Source organism: Streptomyces sp. NBC_01508 (genome assembly GCF_045040315.1).
In the GTDB taxonomy this organism is placed as follows: Bacteria; Actinomycetota; Actinomycetes; order Streptomycetales; family Streptomycetaceae; genus Streptomyces.
In genome coordinates this window covers 3,140,978-3,167,531 of record NZ_CP109419.1, presented here as the reverse complement: position 1 = coordinate 3,167,531, position 26,554 = coordinate 3,140,978, and the positions used below count along the sequence as shown (strand labels likewise).

The 26,554-nt window shown below is 71.1% G+C and carries 19 protein-coding genes; 13 read left to right on the top strand and 6 right to left on the bottom strand.

Annotated elements, in window-relative coordinates; all coding sequences use genetic code 11:
* Nucleotides 1–43 precede the first annotated feature (43 nt).
* The 3 genes from OG700_RS14370 (at nt 44) to groL (ending at nt 3,585) form a co-directional block, all read left to right on the top strand.
* Nucleotides 44–1,045 carry a polysaccharide deacetylase family protein gene (locus OG700_RS14370; RefSeq protein ID WP_405613499.1) on the top strand — a complete coding sequence of 334 codons (1,002 nt, stop codon included), beginning with the start codon at nt 44–46 and terminating at the stop codon, nt 1,043–1,045.
* A 505-nt stretch (nt 1,046–1,550) separates the two neighbouring features.
* Nucleotides 1,551–1,859 carry a co-chaperone GroES gene (gene groES, locus OG700_RS14365; protein WP_185028083.1) on the top strand — a complete coding sequence of 103 codons (309 nt, stop codon included), beginning with the start codon at nt 1,551–1,553 and terminating at the stop codon, nt 1,857–1,859.
* Nucleotides 1,860–1,959: 100 nt separating this feature from the next.
* Nucleotides 1,960–3,585 (top strand): chaperonin GroEL, encoded by a 1,626-nt coding sequence (groL, locus tag OG700_RS14360; RefSeq protein WP_405613496.1) that lies wholly within the window; start codon nt 1,960–1,962, stop codon nt 3,583–3,585.
* Between the two features lie 78 nt (nt 3,586–3,663).
* Here groL and OG700_RS14355 read toward each other — a convergent pair whose 3' ends face one another.
* The 3 genes from OG700_RS14355 to OG700_RS14345 form a co-directional block, all read right to left on the bottom strand.
* Nucleotides 3,664–4,698, bottom strand: a complete 1,035-nt coding sequence (locus OG700_RS14355; RefSeq protein WP_405613494.1) for a hydroxyacid dehydrogenase — start codon at nt 4,696–4,698, stop codon at nt 3,664–3,666.
* Nucleotides 4,699–4,774: 76 nt separating this feature from the next.
* A complete protein-coding gene (locus tag OG700_RS14350; protein WP_405613492.1) occupies nt 4,775–5,578 on the bottom strand; it encodes an SDR family NAD(P)-dependent oxidoreductase in 804 nt (267 codons plus the stop codon).
* 127 nt (nt 5,579–5,705) lie between these two features.
* On the bottom strand, nt 5,706–6,383 hold the full coding sequence (locus tag OG700_RS14345; RefSeq protein WP_405613490.1) for an MOSC domain-containing protein: 678 nt from the start codon (nt 6,381–6,383) through the stop codon (nt 5,706–5,708).
* 93 nt (nt 6,384–6,476) lie between these two features.
* Between OG700_RS14345 and OG700_RS14340 the strand changes: the two genes are divergently transcribed.
* Entirely contained in the window at nt 6,477–7,373 is an 897-nt protein-coding gene (locus OG700_RS14340) for a LysR family transcriptional regulator (protein ID WP_405613488.1), read from the top strand.
* A 173-nt stretch (nt 7,374–7,546) separates the two neighbouring features.
* Here OG700_RS14340 and OG700_RS14335 read toward each other — a convergent pair whose 3' ends face one another.
* Nucleotides 7,547–7,870: a WhiB family transcriptional regulator gene (locus OG700_RS14335; RefSeq protein WP_405613486.1), complete on the bottom strand. Its 324-nt coding sequence runs from the start codon at nt 7,868–7,870 to the stop codon at nt 7,547–7,549.
* Between the two features lie 467 nt (nt 7,871–8,337).
* On the opposite strand from OG700_RS14335, the gene OG700_RS14330 reads away from it, so the two are divergent.
* The 4 genes from OG700_RS14330 to OG700_RS14315 all read left to right on the top strand — a co-directional run bounded on the left by OG700_RS14330 (nt 8,338) and on the right by OG700_RS14315 (nt 12,637).
* Nucleotides 8,338–8,949, top strand: a complete 612-nt coding sequence (locus OG700_RS14330) for a response regulator transcription factor (RefSeq protein ID WP_003948568.1) — start codon at nt 8,338–8,340, stop codon at nt 8,947–8,949.
* Nucleotides 8,950–9,226: 277 nt separating this feature from the next.
* A complete protein-coding gene (locus OG700_RS14325) occupies nt 9,227–9,802 on the top strand; it encodes a sigma-70 family RNA polymerase sigma factor (RefSeq protein ID WP_405613484.1) in 576 nt (191 codons plus the stop codon).
* Nucleotides 9,803–9,918: 116 nt separating this feature from the next.
* Nucleotides 9,919–11,421 carry an IMP dehydrogenase gene (gene guaB / locus OG700_RS14320; RefSeq protein ID WP_405613482.1) on the top strand — a complete coding sequence of 501 codons (1,503 nt, stop codon included), beginning with the start codon at nt 9,919–9,921 and terminating at the stop codon, nt 11,419–11,421.
* A 91-nt stretch (nt 11,422–11,512) separates the two neighbouring features.
* Nucleotides 11,513–12,637 carry a GuaB3 family IMP dehydrogenase-related protein gene (locus OG700_RS14315; RefSeq protein WP_405613480.1) on the top strand — a complete coding sequence of 375 codons (1,125 nt, stop codon included), beginning with the start codon at nt 11,513–11,515 and terminating at the stop codon, nt 12,635–12,637.
* 71 nt (nt 12,638–12,708) lie between these two features.
* Here the strand turns inward: OG700_RS14315 and OG700_RS14310 are convergent, their stop codons facing one another.
* Together OG700_RS14310 and OG700_RS14305 are read right to left on the bottom strand one after the other, a co-directional pair.
* Complete coding sequence (locus OG700_RS14310) at nt 12,709–13,227, bottom strand: hypothetical protein (RefSeq protein ID WP_405613478.1); 519 nt, start codon at nt 13,225–13,227, stop codon at nt 12,709–12,711.
* A gap of 118 nt (nt 13,228–13,345) precedes the next feature.
* Nucleotides 13,346–14,608, bottom strand: a complete 1,263-nt coding sequence (locus OG700_RS14305; RefSeq protein ID WP_405613476.1) for a nucleotide sugar dehydrogenase — start codon at nt 14,606–14,608, stop codon at nt 13,346–13,348.
* A 258-nt stretch (nt 14,609–14,866) separates the two neighbouring features.
* Between OG700_RS14305 and OG700_RS14300 the strand changes: the two genes are divergently transcribed.
* The 5 genes from OG700_RS14300 to OG700_RS14280 all read left to right on the top strand — a co-directional run bounded on the left by OG700_RS14300 (nt 14,867) and on the right by OG700_RS14280 (nt 26,443).
* Nucleotides 14,867–16,573 carry a glycerol-3-phosphate dehydrogenase/oxidase gene (locus OG700_RS14300; RefSeq protein WP_405613474.1) on the top strand — a complete coding sequence of 569 codons (1,707 nt, stop codon included), beginning with the start codon at nt 14,867–14,869 and terminating at the stop codon, nt 16,571–16,573.
* A gap of 587 nt (nt 16,574–17,160) precedes the next feature.
* On the top strand, nt 17,161–19,137 hold the full coding sequence (locus OG700_RS14295) for a serine/threonine-protein kinase (RefSeq protein WP_405613472.1): 1,977 nt from the start codon (nt 17,161–17,163) through the stop codon (nt 19,135–19,137).
* Nucleotides 19,138–19,499: 362 nt separating this feature from the next.
* Entirely contained in the window at nt 19,500–22,760 is a 3,261-nt protein-coding gene (locus tag OG700_RS14290; RefSeq protein WP_405613470.1) for a protein kinase, read from the top strand.
* Nucleotides 22,761–22,876: 116 nt separating this feature from the next.
* Nucleotides 22,877–24,598 (top strand): serine/threonine-protein kinase, encoded by a 1,722-nt coding sequence (locus OG700_RS14285; protein WP_405613468.1) that lies wholly within the window; start codon nt 22,877–22,879, stop codon nt 24,596–24,598.
* A gap of 93 nt (nt 24,599–24,691) precedes the next feature.
* Entirely contained in the window at nt 24,692–26,443 is a 1,752-nt protein-coding gene (locus OG700_RS14280; RefSeq protein ID WP_405613466.1) for a serine/threonine-protein kinase, read from the top strand.
* Nucleotides 26,444–26,554 lie beyond the last annotated feature (111 nt).

Sequence of the window (26,554 nt, the reverse complement as noted above, 5' to 3'; positions counted from 1 at the left end):
GTCGGCCGGGCGCGTGGACCGGGCGCTGACAGGATGCGGCGCCATGCAACTAGTAAGACAAAACGAAGAAAAGGCCGCAGAACGGCCGAGAAGGCATCCGGCCGGACGGGCACGCGCGGTCGTCGCCGTACTCCTGATCGCCGCACTCGGCTCCGCCTGCGCGGCGGAGTCCGGCGACCGGGACGGCGGCGGTGGCAGCCGCAGCGGGGACGGCGGTGGCGGTGGCGGCGGACCGGTGGAGTCCGCCCCCGTGAAGCCGGGCCGGGCCGGACCCGGCCCGGGGACCGGCGCCGCGGAGAAGGCCGAGACCACCGCCGTCGTCAAGGCCCAGGCGCTGCGCGCCGTCGCCGCGAAGAAGTGGAAGCTCGCCAAGACCCCGCTCGCCGCGCCCGCGCCGCCCGCGGTGAAGCCCCGGATCACCACCCGCAAGGGCTTCGAGGTCACGGACGGCGAAACCCTCCCGCCGGTCTTCACCAACGTCCCCACCAAGGACAAGGTCGTCTTCCTGACGATCGACGACGGCGCCGAGAAGGACCCCGAACTGCTGCGGATGATGACCGAGCTGAAGATCCCGTACAGCGCCTTCCTCAGCGACTACGTCATCAACGACGACTACGCCTACTTCAAGAAGATGCAGGCCCGGGGCGTCTCCCTGCACAACCACACCCTCACCCACCCCTACCTCCCCGGACTCTCCTACGAGGAGCAGAAGCGGGAGATCTGCGGCCAGCAGGAGAAGATCGAGAAGCGGTACGGCAAGCGGCCCGAACTCTTCCGGCCGCCGTACGGCAACTACAACGCCGGCACCCTGCGCGCCGCCAAGTCCTGCGGCGTCAAGGCGGTGCCGCTGTGGTCGTCCGAGGCGTTCCCCGACCACATGGAGTGGCGCGAGTGGGACCGCGACCTGCACGCCGGCGACATCGTCCTCACGCATTTCCGGGGGAAGGAGGACTGGAAGGGCTCGATGCCCGACATGATCCGGCACGTCATGAAGACGATCACGGACAAGGGTTACGCGGTGGCGAAGCTGGAGGACTACGTCTAGGGCGTGTTGCGAAAGTAGCGCCGTCCGCCCGAAGGGCGGGGCCGACGGCGTCTGGTGCGTGCGATCGCAAGGCGGGGGATCGTTCTCGTACTGGACGTACTTGGATGATTCCGACAACGCGGCGAGTGCGCGTGCCAGGCGTCGTCGGCCACAAGCCCTGGTAGCTCCGCTGCGAGGACTTCCGGCCGCCTTGCGATCGCACGCACCGGACGGCGCTCCTTCCGGGGCAAACACTGCCGGTCACGGCGCTGGCACGGGCCCCGGTCGGTCGATCTCACGCGCCGGACGGGCTCGATCCGCCCGTCCGGCGGAGGCTTCCCGGGGGCTCGACTGGCACTCAGCTTGACCGAGTGCTAACCGCGGTCATAGTGTCAGGCCTGGCACTCCCCACTGGAGAGTGCCAATGCGTGACAGGACAGGTCCGGCACCCGCGACGACGGATCATGCCCGGTCACGCCACCCAGACAGTTAACCCCGTGAGATCTCCGAAGGGGGAGGTCGGATCGTGACGACCGCCAGCTCCAAGGTTGCCATCAAGCCGCTCGAGGACCGCATTGTGGTCCAGCCGCTCGACGCAGAGCAGACCACGGCCTCTGGCCTGGTTATTCCGGACACTGCCAAGGAGAAGCCCCAGGAGGGCGTCGTCCTGGCCGTCGGTCCGGGTCGCTTCGAGAACGGCGAGCGGCTTCCGCTCGACGTTTCCGTCGGCGACGTCGTTCTGTACAGCAAGTACGGCGGCACTGAGGTGAAGTACAGCGGCGAGGAATACCTCGTCCTCTCGGCTCGCGACGTGCTCGCGATCATCGAGAAGTAATTCCACACAGTCTGCTGTGAACTGCGCCCCTGGCCCCCGCATCGCCGGGCGGTCCGGGGCGTAGTTCGTTGTTCGTTCGAGAGGACAAGAGAAAGCTCCCATGGCGAAGATCCTGAAGTTCGACGAGGACGCCCGTCGCGCCCTTGAGCGCGGCGTCAACAAGCTTGCCGACACGGTGAAGGTGACGATCGGCCCCAAGGGCCGCAACGTCGTCATCGACAAGAAGTTCGGCGCCCCCACCATCACCAACGACGGCGTCACGATCGCCCGCGAGGTCGAGCTCGACGACCCGTACGAGAACCTCGGCGCCCAGCTCGTGAAGGAGGTGGCGACCAAGACCAACGACATCGCGGGTGACGGCACCACCACCGCCACCGTGCTGGCCCAGGCGCTGGTCCGCGAGGGCCTGCGCAACGTCGCCGCCGGCGCCTCCCCGGCCGCCCTGAAGAAGGGCATCGACGCCGCGGTCGCCGCCGTCTCCAAGGAACTCCTGGACACGGCCCGCCCGATCGACGACAAGTCCGACATCGCCGCCGTCGCCGGGCTCTCCGCCCAGGACTCGCAGGTCGGCGAGCTCATCGCCGAGGCGATGGACAAGGTCGGCAAGGACGGTGTCATCACCGTCGAGGAGTCCAACACCTTCGGCCTGGAGCTGGAGTTCACCGAGGGCATGGCCTTCGACAAGGGCTACCTCTCGCCGTACATGGTGACCGACCAGGAGCGTATGGAGGCCGTCCTCGACGACCCGTACATCCTGATCAACCAGGGCAAGATCGGCTCCATCCAGGACATGCTCCCGCTGCTGGAGAAGGTCATCCAGGCGGGCGGCTCCCGGCCGCTGCTGATCATCGCCGAGGACGTCGAGGGCGAGGCGCTTTCCACCCTCGTCGTCAACAAGATCCGCGGCACGTTCAACGCCGTCGCGGTGAAGGCTCCCGGCTTCGGTGACCGCCGCAAGGCCATGCTCGGCGACATCGCCACCCTCACGGGCGCGACCGTCATCGCCGAGGAGGTCGGCCTCAAGCTCGACCAGGCCGGTCTCGACGTACTGGGCTCCGCCCGCCGCGTCACCGTCTCCAAGGACGACACGACGATCGTCGACGGCGGTGGCGACAGCGCCGAGGTCGTGGGCCGTGTCAACCAGATCAAGGCCGAGATCGAGTCCACGGACTCCGACTGGGACCGCGAGAAGCTCCAGGAGCGCCTCGCGAAGCTGGCCGGCGGCGTGTGCGTGATCAAGGTCGGCGCCGCCACCGAGGTGGAGCTGAAGGAGAAGAAGCACCGTCTGGAGGACGCCATCTCCGCGACCCGCGCCGCGGTCGAGGAGGGCATCGTCTCCGGTGGTGGCTCCGCCCTGGTGCACGCCGCCAAGGTGCTGGAGGACGGCCTGGGCAAGACGGGCGACGAGGCCACCGGTGTCGCGGTCGTCCGCCGCGCCGTGGTCGAGCCGCTGCGCTGGATCGCCGAGAACGCCGGTCTTGAGGGCTATGTCATCACCGCGAAGGTCGCCGAACTCGACAAGGGTCACGGCTTCAACGCCTCGACCGGCGAGTACGTCGACCTGGTGAAGGCCGGCGTCATCGACCCGGTCAAGGTCACCCGCTCCGCGCTGGAGAACGCCGCTTCCATCGCCGCGCTGCTCCTGACGACCGAGACCCTGGTCGTCGAGAAGCCGGCCGAGGAAGAGGGCGACGCCGGTCACGGTGGCCACGGCCACAGCCACTGACGTCCGTAGAGCGGCAGGACACGCGCCCGAGGCCCGGCGCCCCTTCGGGGGAGCCGGGCCTCGGCGCGTTCCGCCGTCCTACGCCGAGTGCCCCAGCGACGCCGGGTGTACGGGATCCTCGAACGGCAGCCCCTTCACGTACCGTTCCACCTCGTCCAGCGCGTGATCCGTCATCCGGTGGATCTCGCCGCCCAGCGAGCCCGCCACGTGCGGGGTCAGCAGCACATTCGGCAGGTCGTACAACGGCGAGGCGGGCGGCGGCAGTTCGGGATCCGTCACGTCCAGCACGGCGTCCAGCCGGCCGGCGACCAGATGCGGCAGCAGCGCGTCCTCGTCGATCAGCGAGCCGCGCGAGGTGTTGATCAGCGTCGCCCCGTCCGGCATCGCCGCGAGCTGCGCGGCGCCGATCATGTGGCGGGTGGCGGGGACCTGCGGCGCGTGGACCGACACCACATGGCCGCGTGCGCAGAGTTCATCGAGCGGCACCGGTTCCACGCCGAGCGCCGCGGCCTCCTCGGCGCTCACATACGGGTCGTACAGCAGCACGTCGAAGTCGAACGGCCGCAGCAGTTCGATCACCCGGCGGCCGATCCGGGACGCGCCGACGATGCCGACCGTACGGCGGTAGTTGCCCGCCCGGCTCAGCTCCTGGTGCCAGTCGTGCGGGGCGCGTACCTCCCGGTAGCGGTGCGCCGAGCCGAGCACCCGCTTGCCCGCGAAGAGGATCGCGGCCAGCGTGTACTCGGCGACGGGAAGCGCGTTGGCCCCGGCCGCCGAGGCGACCGTGATGCCCCGCTCCCAACAGGCCTCCGTGACATGGTGCTTGACGCTCCCGGCCGCGTGCACGACGGCGCGCAGCCGGGGCGCGGCGGCCAGCACCTCGGCGGTGAGCGGGGGCGCGCCCCAGCAGGTGAGCAGCAGTTCGGCGTCCGCGAGCGCGGAGGCGACGGCGGGGTCGAGACCGGGACCCGCCAGGGTGTCGGCGACAAGCCGCGGATCGGTGCGTACGAGGCCGGTCAGCCGGGCGAGACGAGCGGGGGTGAACAGCCGTTCCGCGATGTCCGGACTCATGGAGAGCAGTGCGGCCGGCCGATTGTCAGTGGCATCGTGCATGGTGGAAGTCGCTCTCCTCGTGGTCGGTCGATGGCGACGAGTCTGCCGTCGATACATCCGCCGCGGCAGGCCGGAGCTACCGCGGACCGTACTTGCGCCCCGTCTTCGACGTGATCCCGCCGAGCAGCCCGCGCGGCGCGAGCTTCACCGCGCCCATCAGCGCCTTGTAGCGCGGGTCGGGTACCGACACCGTCTTGCCGCGCGCCAGGTCGGCCAGCGCCGCCGTCACCAGCTTGTCGGCGTCCAGCCACATCCAGTTGGGGATGTTGTCCGTCCCCATCCCCGCCCGCTCGTGGAACTCCGTCCGCGTGAAGCCGGGGCACAGCGCCATCAGCCGCACCCCGGTCCCCGCCAGATCCCGCGAGGCGCCCTGGGTGAACTGCACGACCCACGCCTTCGACGCGCCGTACGTCCCGCGCGGCACGAACGCGGCCACCGACGCCACGTTCACCACACCGCCGCGCCCGCGCTCCTTCATCCCGGTGACCGCGGCCGACGTCAGCCGCAGCACCGCCTCGCAGTGCACCTTCAGCATGGTCAGCTCGTCGGCCATCGAGACGTCGAGGAACCGGCCCTTGTTCGCGAACCCCGCGTTGTTGACCAGCAGATCGACGGGATGCTTGCGGTCGCCGAGGCGCTTCTCGACCGCCGCGATGCCCTTGTCCGTGGCCAGGTCGGCGGTCAGCACCTCCGCCTCGATGCCGTGCAGGTCGTGGAGTTCGGTGGCCTGGCGCTGAAGGCGTTCGGTGTCGCGGGCGACCAGCACCAGGTTGTGGCCGCTTCCCACCCCGCCGGACTGGGCGGTGCCGCCCGCCGCCAGCCGCCGCGCGAAGGCGGCGCCGATCCCCGCTGTCGCGCCCGTAATCAAAGCAGTCGTCATATGCGGCACGTTAGACGGTCGCGCGACCGGCGCGAGCGACCGTCCCAGGGAGCACCCCTTACACGGCCCTCACCCGCCGCGCCGTATCGCGGTGCCACTCCCGCGCCACTCCCGCGCCGCTCCAGCCCTACGCCGCGCCGTCGCCGTACTTGGCCACGTACTCCCGCGCGGTCCTCAACTCCTCGGAATGCAGGGCCTCTCCGGCGGCCAGCAACCGCGGCAGCAGCTCGCGCTCCGTCGTCACGGCCCGGAAGGCGAGCGCCACCGTCACGTCGTGGCCGGGCCGGTGCACGATCTCGATCGCGTCGCCCGACCGGATCTCGCCGGGCTCGACGACCCGGAAGTACGCGCCGGTGACGCCCTGTCGGGTGAAGCGCCGCACCCAGCCCTGCTCGCCGAGATGGCCCGCGAACGTACGGCACGGGATCCGGCCGCTGGTCGCCTCCAGTATCAGATCCGGGCCGACCCGCCAACGCTCCCCGACCAACGTCCCGTTCAGATCGAGACCGGACGTCGTGAGATTCTCGCCGAAGCCGCCGTTGGCCAGCGGCCGGCCCAACTCCCGCTCCCAGAAGTCCAGATCCTCCCGCGCGTACACGTACACCGCCTGTTCGCTGCCGCCGTGGTGGCGCAGATCGCAGACGGCGTCCCCGGCGACACCGCTGGCCCCGGTGCCCTTCCGGCCGGGGTCGCGCACCGCGACCGGGCCGTCCACGGGGCGCTTGTCGATGCCGGTCGCGCCGCCCGGCGCGTCCGTGTACTCGGCGGCCGTGGGCCGCCCCACATTCACGGTCAGAAGCTTCATGACCAGCACGCTAACCCCGCCGCGGAGTCCGTGCCTCTCAAATGTTCCGCCCCGAATTTCTCGGTATCTCCAAGTTTCACTTATGTTTGGAGGGTGATCGAAGCCCGCCATCTCCGTGTCCTGCGCGCCGTCGCCGCCACCGGCTCGTTCTCCGCCGCCGCCCGGGACCTGGGATGCACCCAGCCCGCCGTCAGCCAGCAGATGAAAGTCCTCGAAGCGTCGGTCGGTACGACCCTGCTGATCAGGACCAGCCGCGCGATGCGGCTCACCCAGGCCGGCGAAGCGCTCGTACGGCACGCCACGGGCATCCTCTCGGGGCTCACCGCCGCCGAGGAGGAGGTCGCCGCCATCGCGGGCCTGCGCGCCGGGCGGGTCCGGCTGGTCTCGTTCCCCAGCGGCAGCTCCACCCTGGTCCCCACCGCACTGGCCGCCCTGCGCGCCGCCCACCCGGGCACGCGCGTCTCGCTCGTGGACGCCGAACCGCCGCGCTCCGTCGAGATGCTGCGCGACGGCGACTGCGACGTGGCGCTGGCCTTCCGCTACGACTCCACCGGCGGCGACGACGAGTGGGACGATTTGGTCGTACGGCCGCTGCTCACCGACCGGTTGGTGGGACTGCTCCCCGAGGGGCACCGGCTGGCCGGGGCCGCCTCCGTCGCCATCGGCGACCTCGCGGACGAGTCCTGGATCGCGGGCTGCCCGCGCTGCCGTCACCAACTGGTGGACGCCTGCGAGAGGGCGGGCTTCACTCCCCGTATCGACTTCGCGACGGACGACTACCCGGCGGTGATCGGCCTGGTCGGGGCCGGGCTCGGGGTGGCGTTCCTGCCGGAGCTGGCCATGGAGTCGGTGCTGCCGAAGGCCGCTCGTACGGTCACCGTCGAGCCCGCCGTCCGGCGCGAGATCGTCGCGCTCACCCTGCCCGATCTGGCGCGGGTCCCGGCGGTGGCGGCGACGCTGGACCAACTGGAACGGGCCGCTTCGCGCTGACGCCCCTCCTGAGGAGGCTTCCCGCCGACGCCCCCTCTTACGGAGGCTTCCCGCCGACACCTCTGTAGGAGGGCGTCGGCGGGGACGGCGTCGGCGGGAGGTGTCGGTGGGAAGCGTCGGTGGGAAGTGTCGCCGGGAAGCGCAGGAACGTTTCTGCGTTGTTCTGTCGCGGGTCAGGCGCGACCCGACCCGCTCGTCCCCGAGGTCGCGATCAACCGGGTGCGGGCGCGCCCCATCAGTTCTTCGCGTTCGTCCTCCGTGAGCCCGCCCCACACGCCGTACGGCTCCCGCACCGCCATCGCGTGCGCCGCGCACTGCGCGCGGACCGGGCATCTCATGCAGACCTCCTTGGCCGAGGTCTCGCGGGCGCTGCGTGCCGCGCCCCTCTCTCCCTCCGGGTGAAAGAACAGCGAACTGTCGACGCCGCGACAGGCCGCGAGGAGCTGCCAGTCCCACAGATCTGCGTTCGGTCCGGGAAGGCGGGAGAAATCTGCCATTGCTCATGTCCCCTTGAATCCGTGGAGGCGGATACGGGCCGCCAGGGCCTGTCTTCGGGTCAGGCTCCAGGGCGCGTGGGATGCGCCCCAGGGCGCCGGGTGCGAGCCCGACGCGCTGACCACATCGTGCTCACGACCGTACATCTCCTGTGTAAGTAGATGTAAATATGACTCATTGCGAATCTAGCCACAGACACCAGCAAAAGGGAAGAAATGGCGCTAAATGGGGCATAGCTCAGAGTGATCGAACGATGACCTGCGAGGCTCTGCTCTGTGTGCGCCCCCTCACGTAGAGTGCCGAAGGCGATTCCGGACCCGTAACTCTTTCGAGTGACCGTCGTTGAGTGGTCGAGGCGGTTGAAGGAACAAGCGATCGGGCACATGTCCGATGGCGTCAATCGCACAGGTGACCACATGTACTCAGCCTGGAGGCTCAAGGTGACGCGCATCAGCTGCGGAGGGCGGCCATGACATCCGTCCTCGTCTGCGACGACTCCCCGCTTGCCCGAGAGGCGCTTCGCCGCGCGGTTGCGACCGTGCCCGGCGTCGAGCGCGTGACGACCGCGGCCAACGGAGAGGAAGTCCTCCGCCGCTGGGGCGCCGACCGCTCGGACCTGATTCTGATGGACGTACGCATGCCCGGTCTGGGCGGTGTCGAGACCGTCCGCCGGCTGCTGTCCGCCGATCCGGGCGCCCGGATCATCATGCTCACGGTCGCCGAGGATCTGGACGGTGTCGCGCTCGCGGTCGCCGCCGGTGCCCGCGGCTATCTCCACAAGGACGCGTCCCGCGCGGAGTTGCGCGCGACGGTCACCCAGGCGCTCGCCGACCCGACCTGGCGGCTCGCCCCGCGCCGGCTCAGGTCGGCCGAGATGGGCGCCGCGCCCACGCTCACGGCGCGCGAGATCCAGGTGCTCGAAGGCATGAGCCACGGCCGGTCGAACGCGGAGATCGGGCGTGAGCTGTTCCTCTCCGAGGACACGGTCAAGACGCACGCCCGGCGGCTGTTCAAGAAGCTCGGCGCCTCGGACCGCGCGCACGCCGTGGCTCTCGGATTCCGCTGGGGTCTCGTCCGCTAACGCCTGGTCGCAGCGGTTGCGGACAGCTCGTCCGGACAGTCGCGGAACCCCGTCTGCCGTGCGGCGGGCGGGGCGGCGGAGCGGGTCACCGTGCCCGTACGCCACAGTTTCCCGCCCGATGCCGCATCCTTGAGTTGTGGAGTTCCTCGGGGACGAGTCGGGCGAGCGGAAGGGGAGGGCGCGGGAGATGAGTTCCGGCGCACCTGCTCATAACGCTTCGGTGCACAACTATGAACGCGGTGCCACGGATCAGCGGCGGCCGAGGCACGATGGTCGGATGCGCGAGGACGAGACCACGGTGATCGGTGCGCTCGTTCACCGTGCCGTCGAGGGGGACGGGCAGGCCACGCACGATCTCCTGGCCCATGTGCACCCCCTCGCGCTGCGCTACTGCCGCACCCGGCTGAACCGACTTCCCGGTGACGCCCGCCACTTCGTGGAGGATCTCGCGCAGGAGGTCTGCGTCGCCGTCCTGATGGCGCTGCCGCGCTACAAGGACACCGGCAGGCCCTTCGAAGCCTTCGTCTTCGCCATCGCCGCGCACAAGGTCGCCGATCTCCAGCGGGCCGCCATGCGGCACCCGGGCTCGACGGCGGTGCCCTCGGACGAGATGCCCGAGCGCCCCGACGACTCCCTCGGCCCGGAGGAGCGCGCGCTGCTCAGCAGTGACGCCGAGTGGGCGAAGAAGCTGCTCGCCAACCTCCCGGACAACCAGCGCGAGCTGCTGGTGCTGCGGGTCGCCGTGGGGCTGACCGCCGAGGAGACCGGCCAGATGCTGGGGATGTCGCCGGGCGCCGTACGGGTCGCGCAGCACCGCGCGCTCAGCAGACTGCGGGCGCTCGCCGAGCAGTAGGGCACCGCCCGTGGCCCTGATCACGGTGACCGATCACGGTGACCGTGGAATGAGACCCCCGCGACGCCCGTTAGCATGGACATCCGCACCGATCAAGGCCATCTGGGGAAGGTGTCATGACTGCAAACGTCGACGGAGTGCCCGAGAAGTTCGCGACGCTCGGGCTGACATACGACGACGTGCTGCTGCTGCCGGGCGCCTCGGAGGTGCTGCCCAACCAGGTCGACACCGCGTCCCAGGTCTCCCGGAACGTGCGGGTGAACATCCCGCTGCTCTCGGCGGCCATGGACAAGGTCACCGAGGCGCGGATGGCGATCGCGATGGCCCGCCAGGGCGGTGTCGGTGTCCTGCACCGCAACCTCTCCATCGCCGACCAGGCCAACCAGGTCGACCTCGTGAAGCGCTCCGAGTCCGGCATGGTCACCGACCCGATCACGGTCCACCCGGACGCCACGCTCGCCGAGGCCGACCAGCTGTGCGCGAAGTTCCGCATCAGCGGCGTCCCCGTCACCGACGCCGCCGGCAAGCTCCTCGGTATCGTCACCAACCGCGACATGGCCTTCGAGTCGGAGCGTGGCCGGCAGGTGCGCGAGGTCATGACCCCCATGCCGCTGGTCACCGGCAAGGTCGGCATCTCCGGCGTGGACGCCATGGAGCTGCTGCGCCGCCACAAGATCGAGAAGCTGCCGCTGGTCGACGGCGCCGGCATCCTCAAGGGCCTCATCACCGTCAAGGACTTCGTCAAGGCGGAGAAGTACCCGAACGCCGCCAAGGACGCCGAGGGCCGGCTGCTCGTCGGCGCCGCCGTGGGAGCGAGCCAGGAGGCGCTGGAGCGCGCCCAGGCGCTGGCCGAAGCCGGGGTCGACTTCCTCGTCGTCGACACCTCGCACGGCCACAGCGGCAACGCGCTCAGCTGGATGTCCAAGATCAAGTCGAGCGTCGGCGTGGATGTCATCGGCGGCAACATCGCCACCCGTGACGGCGCCAAGGCGCTCATCGACGCCGGTGTCGACGGCGTCAAGGTGGGCGTCGGCCCCGGCTCCATCTGCACCACGCGTGTGGTCGCCGGTATCGGTGTCCCGCAGGTCACGGCGATCTACGAGGCGGCGTCCGTCTGCATGGCCGCCGGTATCCCGGTGATCGGCGACGGCGGCCTCCAGTACTCGGGCGACATCGGCAAGGCGCTCGCCGCGGGCGCCAGCACCGTCATGCTCGGCAGCCTGCTCGCCGGGTGCGAGGAGTCCCCGGGCGAGTTGCAGTTCATCAACGGCAAGCAGTTCAAGTCGTACCGGGGCATGGGCTCGCTCGGCGCGATGCAGTCACGTGGCCAGGCCCGCTCGTACTCCAAGGACCGCTACTTCCAGTCGGACGTCTCCTCGGACGACAAGCTCGTGCCCGAGGGCATCGAGGGCCAGGTGCCCTACCGGGGCCCCCTCGGCGCCGTCCTGCACCAGCTGATCGGCGGGCTGCGGCAGACCATGGGCTATGTGGGCGCGGCCTCCATCGACGAGATGGAGCGCAAAGGGCGGTTCGTGCGGATCACCGCGGCGGGTCTCAAGGAGAGCCACCCGCACGACATCCAGATGACGGTCGAGGCACCGAACTACACCAGGCACTGAACCCTCCCGATGCCGCCGGTGGCCACTCACCGGCGGCATCGGTGTGTCGGGGATACTGGAGCCGCAGACGCAGAGGAAAGGCCCACACATCGTGACTGAGATCGAGATCGGCCGCGGCAAGCGCGGACGCCGCGCGTACGCCTTCGACGACATCGCCGTCGTCCCCAGCCGGCGCACCCGCGACCCCAAGGAGGTCTCGATCGCCTGGCAGATCGACGCCTACCGGTTCGAGCTGCCGTTCCTGGCCGCACCCATGGACTCCGTGGTCTCGCCGAGTACGGCGATCCGCATCGGTGAGCTGGGCGGTCTCGGCGTACTCAACCTCGAAGGGCTGTGGACCCGTTACGAGGACCCGCAGCCGCTGCTGGACGAGATCGCCGAGCTGGACGAGGCGACCGCCAACCGCAGGCTCCAGGAGATCTACGCCGCGCCGATCCAGGAAGAGCTGATCGGGCGGCGCATCAAGGAGGTGCGCGACTCGGGCGTGGTCACGGCCGCCGCGCTCTCGCCGCAGCGCACCGCGCAGTTCTCCAAGGCCGTCGTGGACGCCGGGGTGGACATCTTCGTCATCCGCGGTACGACGGTCTCCGCCGAGCACGTCTCGGGCGCGGCCGAGCCGCTGAACCTGAAGCAGTTCATCTACGAGCTGGACGTCCCGGTCATCGTCGGCGGCTGCGCCACGTACACCGCGTCGCTGCACCTGATGCGCACCGGCGCGGCCGGGGTGCTGGTGGGCTTCGGCGGCGGCGCCGCGCACACCACCCGTAACGTGCTGGGCATCCAGGTGCCGATGGCGACCGCGGTCGCGGACGTGGCCGCCGCCCGGCGCGACTACATGGACGAGTCCGGCGGCCGGTACGTGCACGTGATCGCGGACGGCGGTGTCGGCTGGTCCGGCGACCTGCCGAAGGCCGTGGCGTGCGGGGCCGACGCGGTGATGATGGGTTCCCCGCTGGCGCGGGCGAACGACGCGCCGGGCAAGGGGCACCACTGGGGCATGGAGGCCGTCCACGAGGACGTGCCGCGCGGCAAGCTGGTGGACCTGGGGATCGTCGGGACGACCGAGGAGGTCCTGACCGGCCCCTCGCACAGCCCGGACGGCTCGATGAACTTCTTCGGCGCGCTCAGGCGGGCGATGGCGACGACCGGTTACAGCGAGCTCAAGGAGTTCCAGCGCGTCGAGGTGACGGTCGCGGACTCGCAGCACAGCCGCTGACACCGGCCACAACGCAAGACGCGGGTGCCCCGGACCGCACACGGTCCGGGGCACCCGTGTGTGCGGCCTCTTCAGGAGGCGGACTTCTTGGCGCCCGAGAACGCCGCGAACGCGGCCAGGGCGAGGAAGAGGAACGTCGTCACGTCCTTGCTCTCGTTCCACGCCTCGGTCAGCAGACTGAAGTTGTCGAACAGCATGTCCGTCACCGGCACACCGAACTCGTCGGCCCCGATGATCGCCATGCCGAAGATCTGCCCCAGGTAGACGGCGGCCAGCGCGAGTACGGCGCTGACCACGCCGAGGATCGGGTTACGGCCGCCGACCTTGCCCGCGACCCAGCCGATGACGAAGCCGACGGCGAGCGCGGCGAAACTGATCTCGTTCTCGATGGCACCGGCGATGCCGCCGTAGATCGCGGCGGCGACGATCGCGGCACCGACCGCGGCCCCCAGACCGAGACCCACGTTGTCGCGGACCGGCGGGGCCGGGGCGAAGGGGTTACCGGGGCCGCCGGCGAAGGGGTTGCCGGGGCCGGGCGGGACGGGGCCGCCGGCGAACGGGTTTCCGGGCGGCGGAACGGACTGGCTCATGTGAAGGATCCCCCCAGGGAATGCCCGCACCGTTGTGCGAGCGCCCTGGACCATAGCAGTCCGCCACGACACCGCCGTAGGCAATTGCCTCGCGGTGCGGTACGGGTGGGCCGCCGGCTCAGAGCCGGTGCGCCGCGCCCGCGGGGCTCGCTCCCCGGGTGTCGAGCAGCAACTGCGCCTTCACGGCGAGCCCTTGGAGGTCGTACGTGCGGTGGTGCTGGAGCAGGAGCGTCAGGTCGGCGTGCGCCGCGGCCTCGTAGAGGGAGTCGGCGCGCGGCACCGGCAGATCGCGTACGCGCCAGTCGGGGACGTAGGGATCGTGGTAGCTGACGGCGGCGCCGAGGTCCATCAGCCGGCAGGCGATCTCGGTGGCCGGCGAGCTTTCCTGGTCGGCGTGGTCCGGCTTGTAGGTGACGCCGAGCAGCAGGACGCGGGCGCCGCGGGCGGACTTGCCGTGTTCGTTGAGGAGCGTGGCGCAGCGCTGGATCACGTACTGCGGCATGCGGGTGTTGATCTCCTGGGCGAGGCCGACCATCCGCAGCGGGTGGCCGGGGGTGCGGCCCGCGTGCGGGAGGTAGCTGGGGTCCATGGGGACGCCGTGGCCGCCGACGCCGGGGCCGGGGCGGAAGGCCTGGAAGCCGAACGGCTTGGTCTCGGCGCACCGGATGACGTCCCAGAGGTCGACGCCGAGGTCGTGGCAGAGCACGGCCATCTCGTTGACCAGGGCGATGTTGACGTGCCTGAAGTTGGTTTCGAGGAGCTTGACGGTCTCGGCCTCGCGCGGTCCGCGCGCCCGGACCACCTTGTCGGTGAGGCGTCCGTAGAAGGCGGCGGCCGATTCGGTGCAGGCCGGGGTGAGTCCGCCGATCACCTTGGGGGTGCCGGCGGTGCCGTGGGTGCGGCGGCCCGGGTCGAGGCGGCTGGGGGAGTACGCGAGGTGGAAGTCGCGTCCGGCCCGCAGCCCGGAGCCCTCTTCCAGGATGGTGCGCAGGAACCCCTCCGTGGTGCCGGGGCCGGCCGGTGATTCGAGCAGCACGGTGGTGTGCGGGCGCAGCCGGGCGGCCAGGGCGCGGGCGGCCTCGCCGACGGCGCTGAGGTCGAGGGTGCGGTCGGGGCCCAGCGGGGTGGGCACGCAGATGACGGCGGTACGGACCCGGCCCAGCTCGGTCGGGTTGGTGGTGGGCCGGAAGCCGCCGGAGAGCATACGGCGTACGTCGGACGCGGTGAGTGAGCCGTCGACGGGGGTGCGGCCGGCGGCCAGCTCGGCGACGGGGCGTGGATCGGTGTCGTAGCCGATGGTCTCGATGCCGGCGGCCACGGCGGCCTGGGCGAGGGGCAGGCCGAGATGGCCGAGTCCGATGACGGCGAGGTCTGCGGGCATGTGGGCCGTCCTTTCCCATAACCGGAGGGGACAGAGGGCGCAACCCGTGTGGACAGAACGAGCGAGCGCAATGTCAGACTAGGCGTAAATATGACCGATATGCGTCATTACATGGCCGTACATGGTGGGACATGTCGGCGGATTTTGCGGGCCTGATCCGATCTTCGGCCGGTGTTGTCCACAGGCGGTGGCTGAAGTCGGTGAGTCCGGACAGAATCGAAGAGCCCGAACAACACGGGGGCGACGGGAGGCACAGCGGTGAGGACAGCGACACTGGGACCGCAGGAGCGCGCCACGGCTCTGGCAGGGATGGCCGAGCGCGAGTTGGACGTGTTGGTCGTGGGCGCGGGCGTGGTAGGCGCCGGGACCGCGCTCGACGCCGTGACCCGCGGACTGTCGACGGGGCTCGTCGAGGCGCGCGACTGGGCCTCGGGCACATCGAGCCGGTCGAGCAAGCTGATCCATGGCGGACTGCGCTATCTGGAGATGCTCGACTTCGGGCTCGTCAGGGAGGCGCTCAAGGAGCGCGGACTGCTGCTGGAGCGGCTGGCCCCGCATCTGGTGAAGCCGGTGCCGTTCCTCTACCCGTTGCGGCACAAGGGCTGGGAGCGGCTGTACGCCGGATCGGGCGTCGCGCTGTACGACGCGATGTCGTTCTCGTCGGGCCACGGCAGGGGACTGCCCACACACCGGCATCTCTCCCGCCGCCACGCGCTGCGGGTGGCCCCCGCGCTCAAGAAGGACGCCCTGGTCGGCGCCTTGCAGTACTACGACGCGCAGATGGACGACGCGCGCTACGTGGCCACCCTGGTGCGTACGGCGGCGAGCTACGGCGCGCGTGTCGCCAGCAGGGCCCGCGTGGTCGGCTTCCTGCGCGAGGGCGAGCGGGTCGTCGGCGCCCGTGTGCGGGACGTGGACGGCGGCGGTGAGTACGAGATCCGGGCGAAGCAGATCGTCAACGCCACCGGGGTGTGGACGGACGACACCCAGGCGCTGATCGGCGAGCGCGGACAGTTCCACGTCCGGGCGTCGAAGGGCATCCACCTGGTCGTCCCCAAGGACCGTATCCACTCCTCGACCGGACTGATCCTGCGGACCGAGAAGTCGGTGCTCTTCGTCATCCCGTGGGGCAGGCACTGGATCGTGGGCACCACCGACACCGACTGGGACCTCGACAAGGCGCACCCGGCGGCCTCCAGCGCGGACATCGACTATCTCCTCGAACACGTCAACTCGGTCCTCGCTGTGCCGCTGACCCGTGATGACGTGGAGGGGGTGTACGCGGGGCTGCGCCCGCTGCTGGCCGGCGAGTCCGACGCGACGAGCAAGCTGTCGCGCGAGCACACGGTGGCGCATCCGGTGCCGGGCATGGTCGTCGTCGCGGGCGGCAAGTACACGACGTACCGGGTCATGGCCAAGGACGCGGTGGACGAGGCGGTGCACGGGCTGGACCAGCGGGTGGCGGCCTGCGTGACCGAGGACACCCCGCTGCTCGGCGCCGAGGGGTACCGCGCCCTGTGGAACGCGCGGGCGGGGATCGCCGCGCGGACCGGACTCCATGTGGTGCGCGTGGAGCATCTGCTCAACCGCTACGGGGCGATGGTCGAGGAGCTGCTGGAGCTGATCGCGGCCGACCCCGGCCTCGGCGAGCCGCTGGGCGCCGCCGAGGACTATCTGCGGGCCGAGGTCGTGTACGCGGCGTCGCACGAGGGGGCGCGCCATCTGGACGACGTCATGACGAGGCGGACGCGTATCTCGATCGAGACGTTCGACCGGGGGACGCGCAGTGCGCGCGAGTGCGCGGAGCTGATGGCGCCGGTGCTCGGCTGGGACAAGGGTCAGATCGAGAAGGAGGTCGAGCACTACCGGAAGCGGGTGGAGGCGGAGCGCGAGTCGCAGCGCCAGCCGGACGACCTGACGGCGGACGCTGCACGGCTGGGCGCGCCGGACATCGTGCCGCTGTGAGGTGACCTTGGTGGGGTCCGTCGCGAGGTCGGTCGTGGGCCGGTTGTATGCCGGTCGTAGGCCGGTCATGAGGTGCGTCGCGAGGCGCGTCGTGATGTACGGGGCTGTTCTGGAGGGGCGTTTGAGGTGATGTGAGGCGGGTGGGGCGCCCGATGCGATCTTTCGGAGGATTGTTTCGGGCACCCCTGTTCGAGCCCCGAACGAGGGCGTGACCAGCGGTGCGATCCTCCGCACCACGCCCAACGGCCCCGCTCCGGGCTCCGCTTGGGCCGTCGTCCCGGCGGATGGCGGACCCGGGAGCATCGCATGCGCCGGAGTGAGGGACAATGGAGGCTCTGTCAGGGCGCGTTACTGCGCTGCGCGTGGGCAGGCGTAGGGCCTGTCCTCAAACTGGCGTCGTCCGCCCGGAGGGTGGGCCGGGCGGCGTCTGGTGCGTGCGATCGCAAGGCGGAGGGTCATCCTCGTACGGGGCGTACGGGGCCGACTCCGACGACGCGGCGAGCATGCGTGCCAGGCATCGCCCGGCAGGCGCCAGTTCGAAGACAGGCCCTAGCGCGGGCGGACACCAGGGATCGCAGAGGGGACGCATGGCGGAGGCGGAGCAGTCACGGGACACGGCGCGGGAGCCCCAGCACGAGAAGGACGGTACGGCCGGGAAGGCCAAGACCGGGGGCGGGGCCGACGGGAGCCCCGAGGGACGTCTCCTCGCCGGACGGTACCGGCTCGGCGAGGTGCTCGGCCGCGGCGGAATGGGCACGGTCTGGCGGGCCGTCGACGAGACACTGGGCCGTACGGTCGCCGTCAAGGAGCTGCGCTTCCCCACCAGCATCGACGAGGACGAGAAGCGCCGGCTGATCACGCGCACGCTGCGCGAGGCCAAGGCGATCGCCCGTATCCGTAACAACGGTGCGGTCACGGTCTACGACGTCGTGGACGAGGACGACCGGCCGTGGATCGTCATGGAGCTGATCGAGGGCAAGTCCCTCGCCGAGGCCGTCCGCGAGGACGGCCTCCTGACCCCGAGGCGCGCCGCCGAGGTCGGGCTCGCGGTCCTCGACGTGCTGCGCTCGGCACACCGCGAGGGCATCCTGCACCGGGATGTGAAGCCGTCCAACGTGCTGATCTCCGAGGACGGACGCGTCGTCCTCACCGACTTCGGCATCGCGCAGGTGGAGGGCGATCCGTCGGTCACCTCGACGGGCATGCTCGTCGGCGCCCCCTCGTACATCTCGCCGGAGCGCGCCCGTGGCAAGAAGCCCGGCCCCGCCGCCGACCTGTGGTCGCTGGGCGGGCTGATCTACGCGTCGGTGGAGGGCTGCCCGCCGTACGACAAGGGGTCGGCCATCGCGACCCTCACCGCCGTCATGACCGAACCGCTCGACCCGCCGAAGAACGCGGGCGCGCTGGAAGAGGTCATCTACGGTCTGCTGGCCAAGGACCCGGCGCTGCGGCTCGACGACGCCGGCGCGCGGGCGCTGCTCCAGGACGTCATCGACACCCCCGACTTCTCGGAGTTGCTCGAGCCTGCGGCCGACGCGACGCGGGTCGTGGCGTTGCCGCCGCTTCCCCCGGAGCCCGCGCCCCGGGCCAAGGGCAGGACGAAGGACGCCGCCGCGAGCGCAAGCGTCGCCGGTGGCAGGACGAAGCCGGGCAAGGCGGTGGGTGCCGGCGCGGGAGCCGTGGGCACGGCCGCGGCGACCACGTCGCCGTCCGCACCCGCGGCCGCACCGGGCGGGGACACCGCACGGACCACGGCCACGCGGGCGTCGCTCACCGACGTCGTCCCGCGCCGCACGCTGATGATCATCGCGGGGGTCGTCGTGCTGGCGATCCTCGCCGTCGTCCTGGCCGTCGTTCTCAACGGCGACTCGGACGCGAACGCCAAGGGCGACGCGGGCAAGGACGACACCGCCGCGTCGGCCGGGGCCACGGCGGGTGGCGACGGCGCCGGAGACACGGCGGGCAAGGACAAGCAGGATTCGGCCAAGGACACCGGTGGCGACAAGCCCTCGGACGGCCAGTCGTCGGACGACGGCTCCGGCACGGACAACTCGGGATCGGGTTCCGACGGTGCTGACTCCGGCTCCGGTCCGGACGGCAAGGGCGTGCCCGAGGACTTCAAGACGGTGACGGACAAGCAGTTCCGCTTCTCCATGGCGATGCCCGAGGACTTCAGGCGCAACGGTACGGCCGGTACGAGTTCGGGCGGCATCTACAACGAGGACGGCGGATTCCCGCGTGTCCAGGTCGACTTCAACGCCAAGCCGACCGGCGACGCGAAGCGCGCCTGGGAACAGCTCGAAGGCCAGATAAAGGGCACCATGGGCAACTACAAGCGCCTGGGGATCCAGTCCGTCCAGTTCAACGGCTATCCGACCGTCGCCGACTGGGGATTCGAACGCGACCAGGGCGGCGAGCGGATGCGGGTGCTCAACCGCGGCTTCAAGGTGGACGCCACCCACGGCTACGCGATCATGATCACCTGCAAGGCGAGCGAGTGGGACGACGACGAGTGCCGGACGCTCCGTGAGACGGCGTACAGCACTTTCAAGCCGACAGGCTGACGGAGAGTCACGGCACGAGAGCGTTGCGGATGTGTCGCGAATGTGCCGCGATGGCGAGAACTCGTCGGCGGTACAACCCGTTCCGGTGATTGATGCGACTGTCGGTGAGGCGGCCCGCGTTCTGACCGGAACGGGCAAGGGCCATGACGGGCCCGGTGTGCCGGGGCGTACGGGCCCGGGTTGCCGGGAAGGTTAAGGCCCGGGTTGCCATGACCCGGCGCCATATTGGTCCGCGGCCACGTATCGTGAGAAGTCGCGGACCGTACGCAGTCACAATGGGCCGGTAAACGACCGGAATTGGCGGTTTCGCGAGGTCTCCGAAGATCCGGGGACCCAGGGACAGCGCGCGTGTGGGAGGCGTCGTGGACGACTACGCGGGACGGGTGCTTGCCGACCGCTACCGCCTGCCCCTGCCTCCGTCCGACGAGTTCGATCTCGTCGAGACGCGTGCGTTCGACACGTACAGCGGGCAGGAAGTCCTCGTCAGGCAAGTGCCGCTGCCCGAGGTCGTGGACGCCGAGATGGTCGACCCGGACGGTGCCGCGACCACGCGGCGGGTCTCGGGCCGTACGACACGCAGGCCCACGGACCCGGCGGTGCGCCGCGCCATCGACGCCGCGCAGAGCGCCGCCCAGATCCCCGACCACCCGCGGCTCGACCAGGTCTTCGACGTCTTCGCCGAGGGCGGGTCGCTGTGGATAGTGAGTGAACTGGTCGCGGCCAGGCCGCTGGCCGCCCTGCTCGCCGAGAAGCCGCTCAACCCCTACCGCGCGGCCGAGATCGCCTCGGACGTGCTCACGGCCGTACGGGTGCTGCACGCCCACGGCTGGACCCACCGGAACATCACCATCCGCACGGTGCTCGTCTGCGACGACGGCCGTGTGGTGCTCACGGGCCTGGCGACCGGCGCGGCCGAGGAGGCGCTCTGCGGCTACATGCCGGTGCCGCCGGCGCCCGAGGAGGGCGGTTTCGAGGCCGGATACCGGCCCGTCGGTGAGATCCCCGGGCCCGTCCCGGGCGCCGGGCAGGCGCCGGATCCCGAGTTGGGCACGGGCACGGACGGCGGCGCCGGGACAGCGGGCGTACCGGACGGCGGTGCGGATGTCGTGGGTATCCCGGGCGGCCGGACAGGCACCTCCGAGGCCCTGCCGCCGGGCACCGGCGCGCTGGGCGTACCGGTGGGACCCGCGTCGCCGGGTCGCGCGGCCCTGGAGACGGCCCGCTCGGCGGACGGTCCGTACGGTGACGGTTCGTACGGCGATCAGTCGTACGGCGACGGTTCGTACGGTGACCGGTCGTACGGCGAAGTCCCTTACGGTACGGACGCGTTCGGCCGGCCCGACGTGGGCCACCGTCCGGACGGCACCGGCACCGGCACCGGCACCGGCACCGGCACCGGCACCGGCACCGGCACCGAGGACGGCTCGGACGGCGGCGACGGCCGGGACGCGCCCGGCGGTACGGGAGCGGCCCCCGTCGTCCCGTACACCGGACAGCCCGCCCTGCCGGCCACTTCCTCCCGCAGCGGCCCGGCCGACACCCGCGCCGCGCGGGCCGGGGCCATCGCCGCCTATCGCGCCGGAGCGCGCGCCGCGGCCCGTGTCACCGAGGACCAGCAGCGCGACAGCGGCACCCTGCCCGCCCAGCGCCCCGTGCGTCTGCCGGACCCCTCGGCCCCCACAGGCCGAAGCGATTCCCCGGACAGCGCACCGAGCGGCCCCTCGCAGGACGAGAACCGCGACCCCGACTGGTGGGCGATGCCGCCCCGCGAGATCGACCCGCCGGGGCGCGAGACGTACGACGACGCGGCCGACGCCGGCCGCGACACGGATGACGACGACCCCCGCCCGCCCCGCCGCGTCGAACTGGCCGGCACCTGGCACGACGGCCCCTCGGGCGCCGGTGACGGCTCCCGCCCGCTGTCCGCGGGCGGGAGCACGGGCGCCACCGGCTCCGGGAGCGGCGGAGCAAGTGGCGGCGGCAATTGGCACGCCTCGGGCACCAGCGACGCCATGCGCGCCGACGCCCAGCGGCACGCGTCGAACCTGCCCGCCGTCGCCGGACCCGCCGTTCCCGCGGGCCGCTGGGACGAGGTCGTCGCGGGCGGTACGACCCCGGCGTACCGGGGCCCCGCCACCCCGCTCGCCGCCGAACGCGCCCGCCAGGCACGGATAGCCGTCGTCGGCGCGGTCACCGAGCGATGGGCACCCGAGCAGGCGGGACCGGTGCACGAGAACTGGCAACTGGCCCCGCCCATCGGCCCGTCCACCGACCTGTGGGCGCTGGGCGCGCTCCTCTACCGCGCCGTCCAGGGCCACGCCCCGTATCCGGAGGAGAACGCGGCCGAGCTGGTCCAGCTCGTCTGCGCCGAACCGCCCGCGTTCGCCGAGGAGTGCGGCCCGCTGCGCCCCGTGGTCGAGTCGCTGCTGCGTCAGGACCCCACGGAGCGGCCCGACTTCGAGGAACTGCGCGGCTGGCTGCGCTCGTTGGTGCGTTCGGCGCCCGAGCCCGACGCCGGTCTCGACGTGGTCGCCGTGCCGTCCGTGGACGAGCGGCTGCCCATCGTGCGCCGCAGGGGCGAGCTGGTCCGCAAGCGCCGGGGCTGGGGCCGTGGCGGCGACGCCGGCCGGCACCGTCACAAGAAGGGCAAGGAGCGAAAGGAGAAGGGTAAGGAGAAGGGTGGCGGCAGGTCCGCCGAGCAGCGCGGCGCCGCACGCGCGTCGCACAGCGAGGCAGAGGCATACGTCGAGCCGCGCCACGAGCCGCGCCATGAACCCCGCCGCGACCACCCGGAACGCGCTTACGGCGAACGGGACCACCGCGACGAGGACTTCGGCGACAGGGAGTACCGGGAGCCGCGGCAGAGGTCGAACGGTGGCGGTTCGCGCGGCCCGCGCGGGCCGCGTTCGCTCGGACGCATCCTGCTCTTCCTGATCCTCGCGCTGATGATCGCGGCCATCGCGTTCGCCGTGATGTTCCTGCCGAAGGCCGACGAGCAGGGGTCGCGGAGCGGCGCCGGGTCGGATCCGAGCGCGCCCGCGACACCGGGTCCGCGGAATCCCGACACCACCCCGGACAACGACAACGGCAACGGCAACGGCAACGGCGCCGACCAGCCGGAGGACCCCAACTCCTCGACGCCGCAGAGCTCCGGGCCGCCGGCCGACCTCGCCGACGGCTACGTCCTGCGCAAGGACGGCGAGGGTTTCGAGATCGGCGTGGACAAGAGCTGGCAGCGCAGCCCGATCAACGACAGCGGGCAAGTCCGCTACGGACGGGGCGACTTCACACTCATCGTGGTGCCGGGCCGGGACAGCGTGGCCGACAACGGCGACGACCCGCTTGCCTACCAACGGGAGAAGGAGCGGGAGTTGCAGCCGTTCCGGGACTCCTCCTGGGCCACCTCCACGGGGCTGCGCCGGATCGATGTCGGCCAACAGCCCATGGCCGAGGGCCAGTTCACCTGGCAGAACAGCAGCGGCCAGGAGGTCTACGTGCGAAACCTCGCCATGATCGTCAAGGGTGACTACCACGTCATCCAGGTCATCGGTCCGGAGGACGAGCGGGACAGGGTCTCCGAGATCTACCAACAGGCCATCGGCTCCTACCGGATCACCGGCTGACGGACCGGTCCGACCACCACCCGCACGTGTCACGGTGCGGTTTCGGCGGCGGGCCCAGGTTCCCTGTCGGCGCGTTCGCTCCGTAACCTGTCCTTCCGAGGAACAGGCGGGAGCACGTGGAAGATCCTGAGAAGACGCGCGAGGGGCTGGTGCTCGCCGGCCGCTACAAGCTGGGCGAGACCATCGGCAGCGGTGGGATGGGCCAGGTGTGGCGGGCCCACGACGAACTGCTCAACAGGACCGTCGCGGTCAAGGAGTTGACGGCGGCGTTGTACGTCACGGCCGCCGACCGTGTCGTGCTGCACGCCCGCACCCAGAAGGAGGCCAGAGCCGCGGCCCGGATCAGTCACCCCGCCGTGGTGACGGTCCATGACGTGCTCGACCACGGCGGCCGGCCGTGGATCGTCATGCAGTACGTGGACGGCCCGTCGCTCGCGGACGCGCTCACCCCCGACCCCATCACGCCGCGCGAAGCGGCCCGGATCGGTCTCCAGGTCCTCGGCGCGCTGCGCGCCGCGCACGCGGCCGGGGTGCTGCACCGCGACGTCAAACCCGGCAACGTCCTGCTGGCGCGGGACGGGGGCGTACTGCTCACGGACTTCGGGATCGCCGCCATCGAGGGCGACTCGACCATCACCCGGACCGGTGAGATCGTCGGCTCCATCGACTACCTGGCGCCCGAGCGGGTGCGCGGCAACGATCCGGGACCGGCCTCCGACCTGTGGTCGCTGGGTGCGACGCTGCACACGGCGGTGGAGGGGACCTCGCCGTTCCGCCGCACGTCGGCGGTGGCCACCATGCAGGCGGTGGTCGTCGACGACCCGCCCGCTCCCGTACGCGCCGGGCCGCTCGCGCCCGTGATCGCCGCGCTGCTCCAGAAGGACCCCGAGGTCCGCCCGGACGCCACCGCGACCGAGCGGATGCTGCGGGAGGTGCTGGACGGACGGCAGGCCGAGCCACGGCCGACCCCGGCTGGGCCGCCCCCGCAGGCCCAGCACCCGCACACGCCACCCCCGCGGGGCCGGCAGCCGCACGGCGCGGCGCCGGACCCCTCGCCGTACGGGCAGACACCGCCGCGGGCGTACCCGCAGGTGACCGAGCCCCTCCAGCCGCCCGCCGGGAAGGGCCGTTGGCGTGTCGTGCTCGCCGCGGTCTTCGCCGCGACGCTGATCGGCGGCGGCGTGGGCTACTACGCGATCGAGCGCGGCAACGGCAACGGCAACGGCGGTCCGGGCACGAGCGCCGGCGCGAACCCGGACCCGGGTGCCACCTCCTCGGACGACGGCAAGGATCAGAACGGGAACGGCGGCGGCGGAGACGGGGACGGCACCGGCACCGGTGACGAGGCCGACGAGCCCTCCGGGGAAGTCCCGCCCGGCTGGAAGCGGATGGACGATCCCGCGGGCTTCAGCGTCCTCGTCCCCGAGGGCTGGGAGCGGCGGGCGAACGGCGACCAGATCGACTACACCCCCGACGACGGCGTCCACTTCCTGCGTATCGCCGTGGACACCTCACCGGATTTCACGAACCCGTTCCACCACATGAAGGACATGGAGAAGGGCGTCGACGGCCTGCCCGGATACCAGCGGATCACGCTGAAACCCAATACCTTCCGAGGCCAGACGAAGGCCGCGCTGTGGGAGTTCACCTGGACCCAGACGGACGAGAAGGAGGTGTACGTCGGGCCGCGCCGTGCGATCGACCAGATGTACTTCTCCGCCGACGGCTCGACCGAGTACGCGCTCTACATGTCCGGTCCCGTCGAAGACTGGTCCACCACCCGGTCGCAGTTCGACACCATGCTGGGCGGCTGGCAGGCGGACGGCGCGGGCGGATGAGCGACCAGCCGAGCGGAGTCGTGATGTCACGGCTCTGCACCCGCTCCCGCCCTCAGGTGGATATCGCGACGCGCCTTCCGTAAAGATGTGCTCATGACGAACGACGGGGGACGCGCGAACGAGCCCACCAGCTACGGACTCCAGCCGCCGCAGCCGCCGCAGCAGCAGCCGTATCAGCCCCACCAGGGGCCGCCGCCCCAGGTGCCGCCCCAGGCTCCTCCCCACGGCGCTCCCCACGGCAGTCCCCACAGCGCCCCCCAGGGCTCCCCGTACCAGCAGACGCAGGCTGTCCAGCACACCCCCATGGAGCCCGACCCGTCGGTCGGACGCCTGCTGGGCGGTCGCTACCGCCTCGTCTCGCGGCTCGGACACGGCGGCATGGGAACGGTCTGGCTGGCGCACGACGAGATCGTGGACCGGGACGTCGCGGTCAAGGAGCCCCGCGTTCCCGAGCATCTGAGCGCCCAGGAGCGCGACACCGTCCACCGGCGGATGCGGCGCGAGGCCAGCTCGGCGGCCAGGATCGACCACCCCTCGGTCGTCACCATGTACGACGTGGTCGTCGAGGACGACAAGCCGTGGATCGTCATGGAGCTGGTGCGCGGCCAGTCGCTCGCCGACCGTCTCCAGGAGGGCACGCTCGACCCGCGCGAGGCCGCCAGGATCGGGCTCGACGTACTGAACGCGCTCACCGCCGCCCACGAGGCCGGTGTGCTGCACCGCGACGTGAAGCCGGACAACGTCCTGCTCGGGCGCGGCGACCGCGTCGTGCTGAGCGACTTCGGCATCGCCCAGGTCGAGGGCCAGCAGGGGCTCACCGAGACCGGGGCCTTCGTCGGCTCACCGGAGTTCATCTCGCCCGAGCGGGTGCTCGGCCAGCGCCCCGGACCCGAGTCGGACCTGTGGTCGCTGGGCGTCGTGCTGTACGCGGCGGTCGAGGGCATGTCCCCGTACCGCCGCTCGCACATCCCCGCGACGCTCCAGGCGGTGCTCTCCGCCGAGCCGCAGACGCCGGCCCGCGGGTCGGGTGCCTTCGGCACGATCGTGATGCAGTTGCTGCGGAAGGACCCGGCGGCCCGCCCCGCCGCCGCCGAGGTGCGCGCGGTGCTGGAGTCCGTGGCGCGTCCGCCGCAGCTGTCGCCGGAGGCGACGAGGCTCTACCAGAACGCGGGCACCGGCAGCACCGCCGCCACCGGAGGTGGCAGCAAGTGGGTCCCGCCGGTCCTGCACCGTAACCGCCCGGCGCAGTACGGCCTCGGCGGCGGTGTACTCGCGGTGGTGCTCGCGCTGGTGCTGATCTTCTTCAACCCGTTCGCGGCCGACGAGCTGCCGGAGGGCTGGGAGGTCCGCTCGGAGGTGGAGATCCTGGACGCCAAGATCGCCGTCCCGTCGGACTACCGGCGCTTCCAGGAAAGCTTGACCGAAGAGAGCAGGGTCGGCTTCAGGGATCCGAGCGGTGTCTTCACCATCTCCATGGACCAGGTCCAGAAGACTCCGGACAACGAGGTGCTGCCGCCCGAGGAGCCGGCCTGGGCGACGTACTACAGGGACGGCGGCGAGAACGGTACGGAGATCAAGGACGCGGACTTCAGGGGCGAGCCGAAGTCCACGTTCGCGGGCTCGGACAAGGCGTTCGAGAACATCGTCGACTACACGCAGTACAGCGACTCGTCCGAGGATCCGATCCGCTACCGCTACCACGAGCTGATCGTTCCCGGCACCAAGGATGTGCACTGGCGGCTCCGGGTGGCGATGCCCGCCAAGGGAGACGCCGTGAAGGACGGCGAAGAACTCTTCACGAACATCGTCAAGCACCTGGTGATCGAGAGCAGCTACCTGCCCTGAGCGCCTGATCAGGGCTTATGCGGCCAGCGATCACTGGCACGTTTGCCGCCGGTCGCCGGGCGAGCGGCGGGCGGGCGGCGAAAAGGTGTTACCCGCGGGTACCCAAAGCTC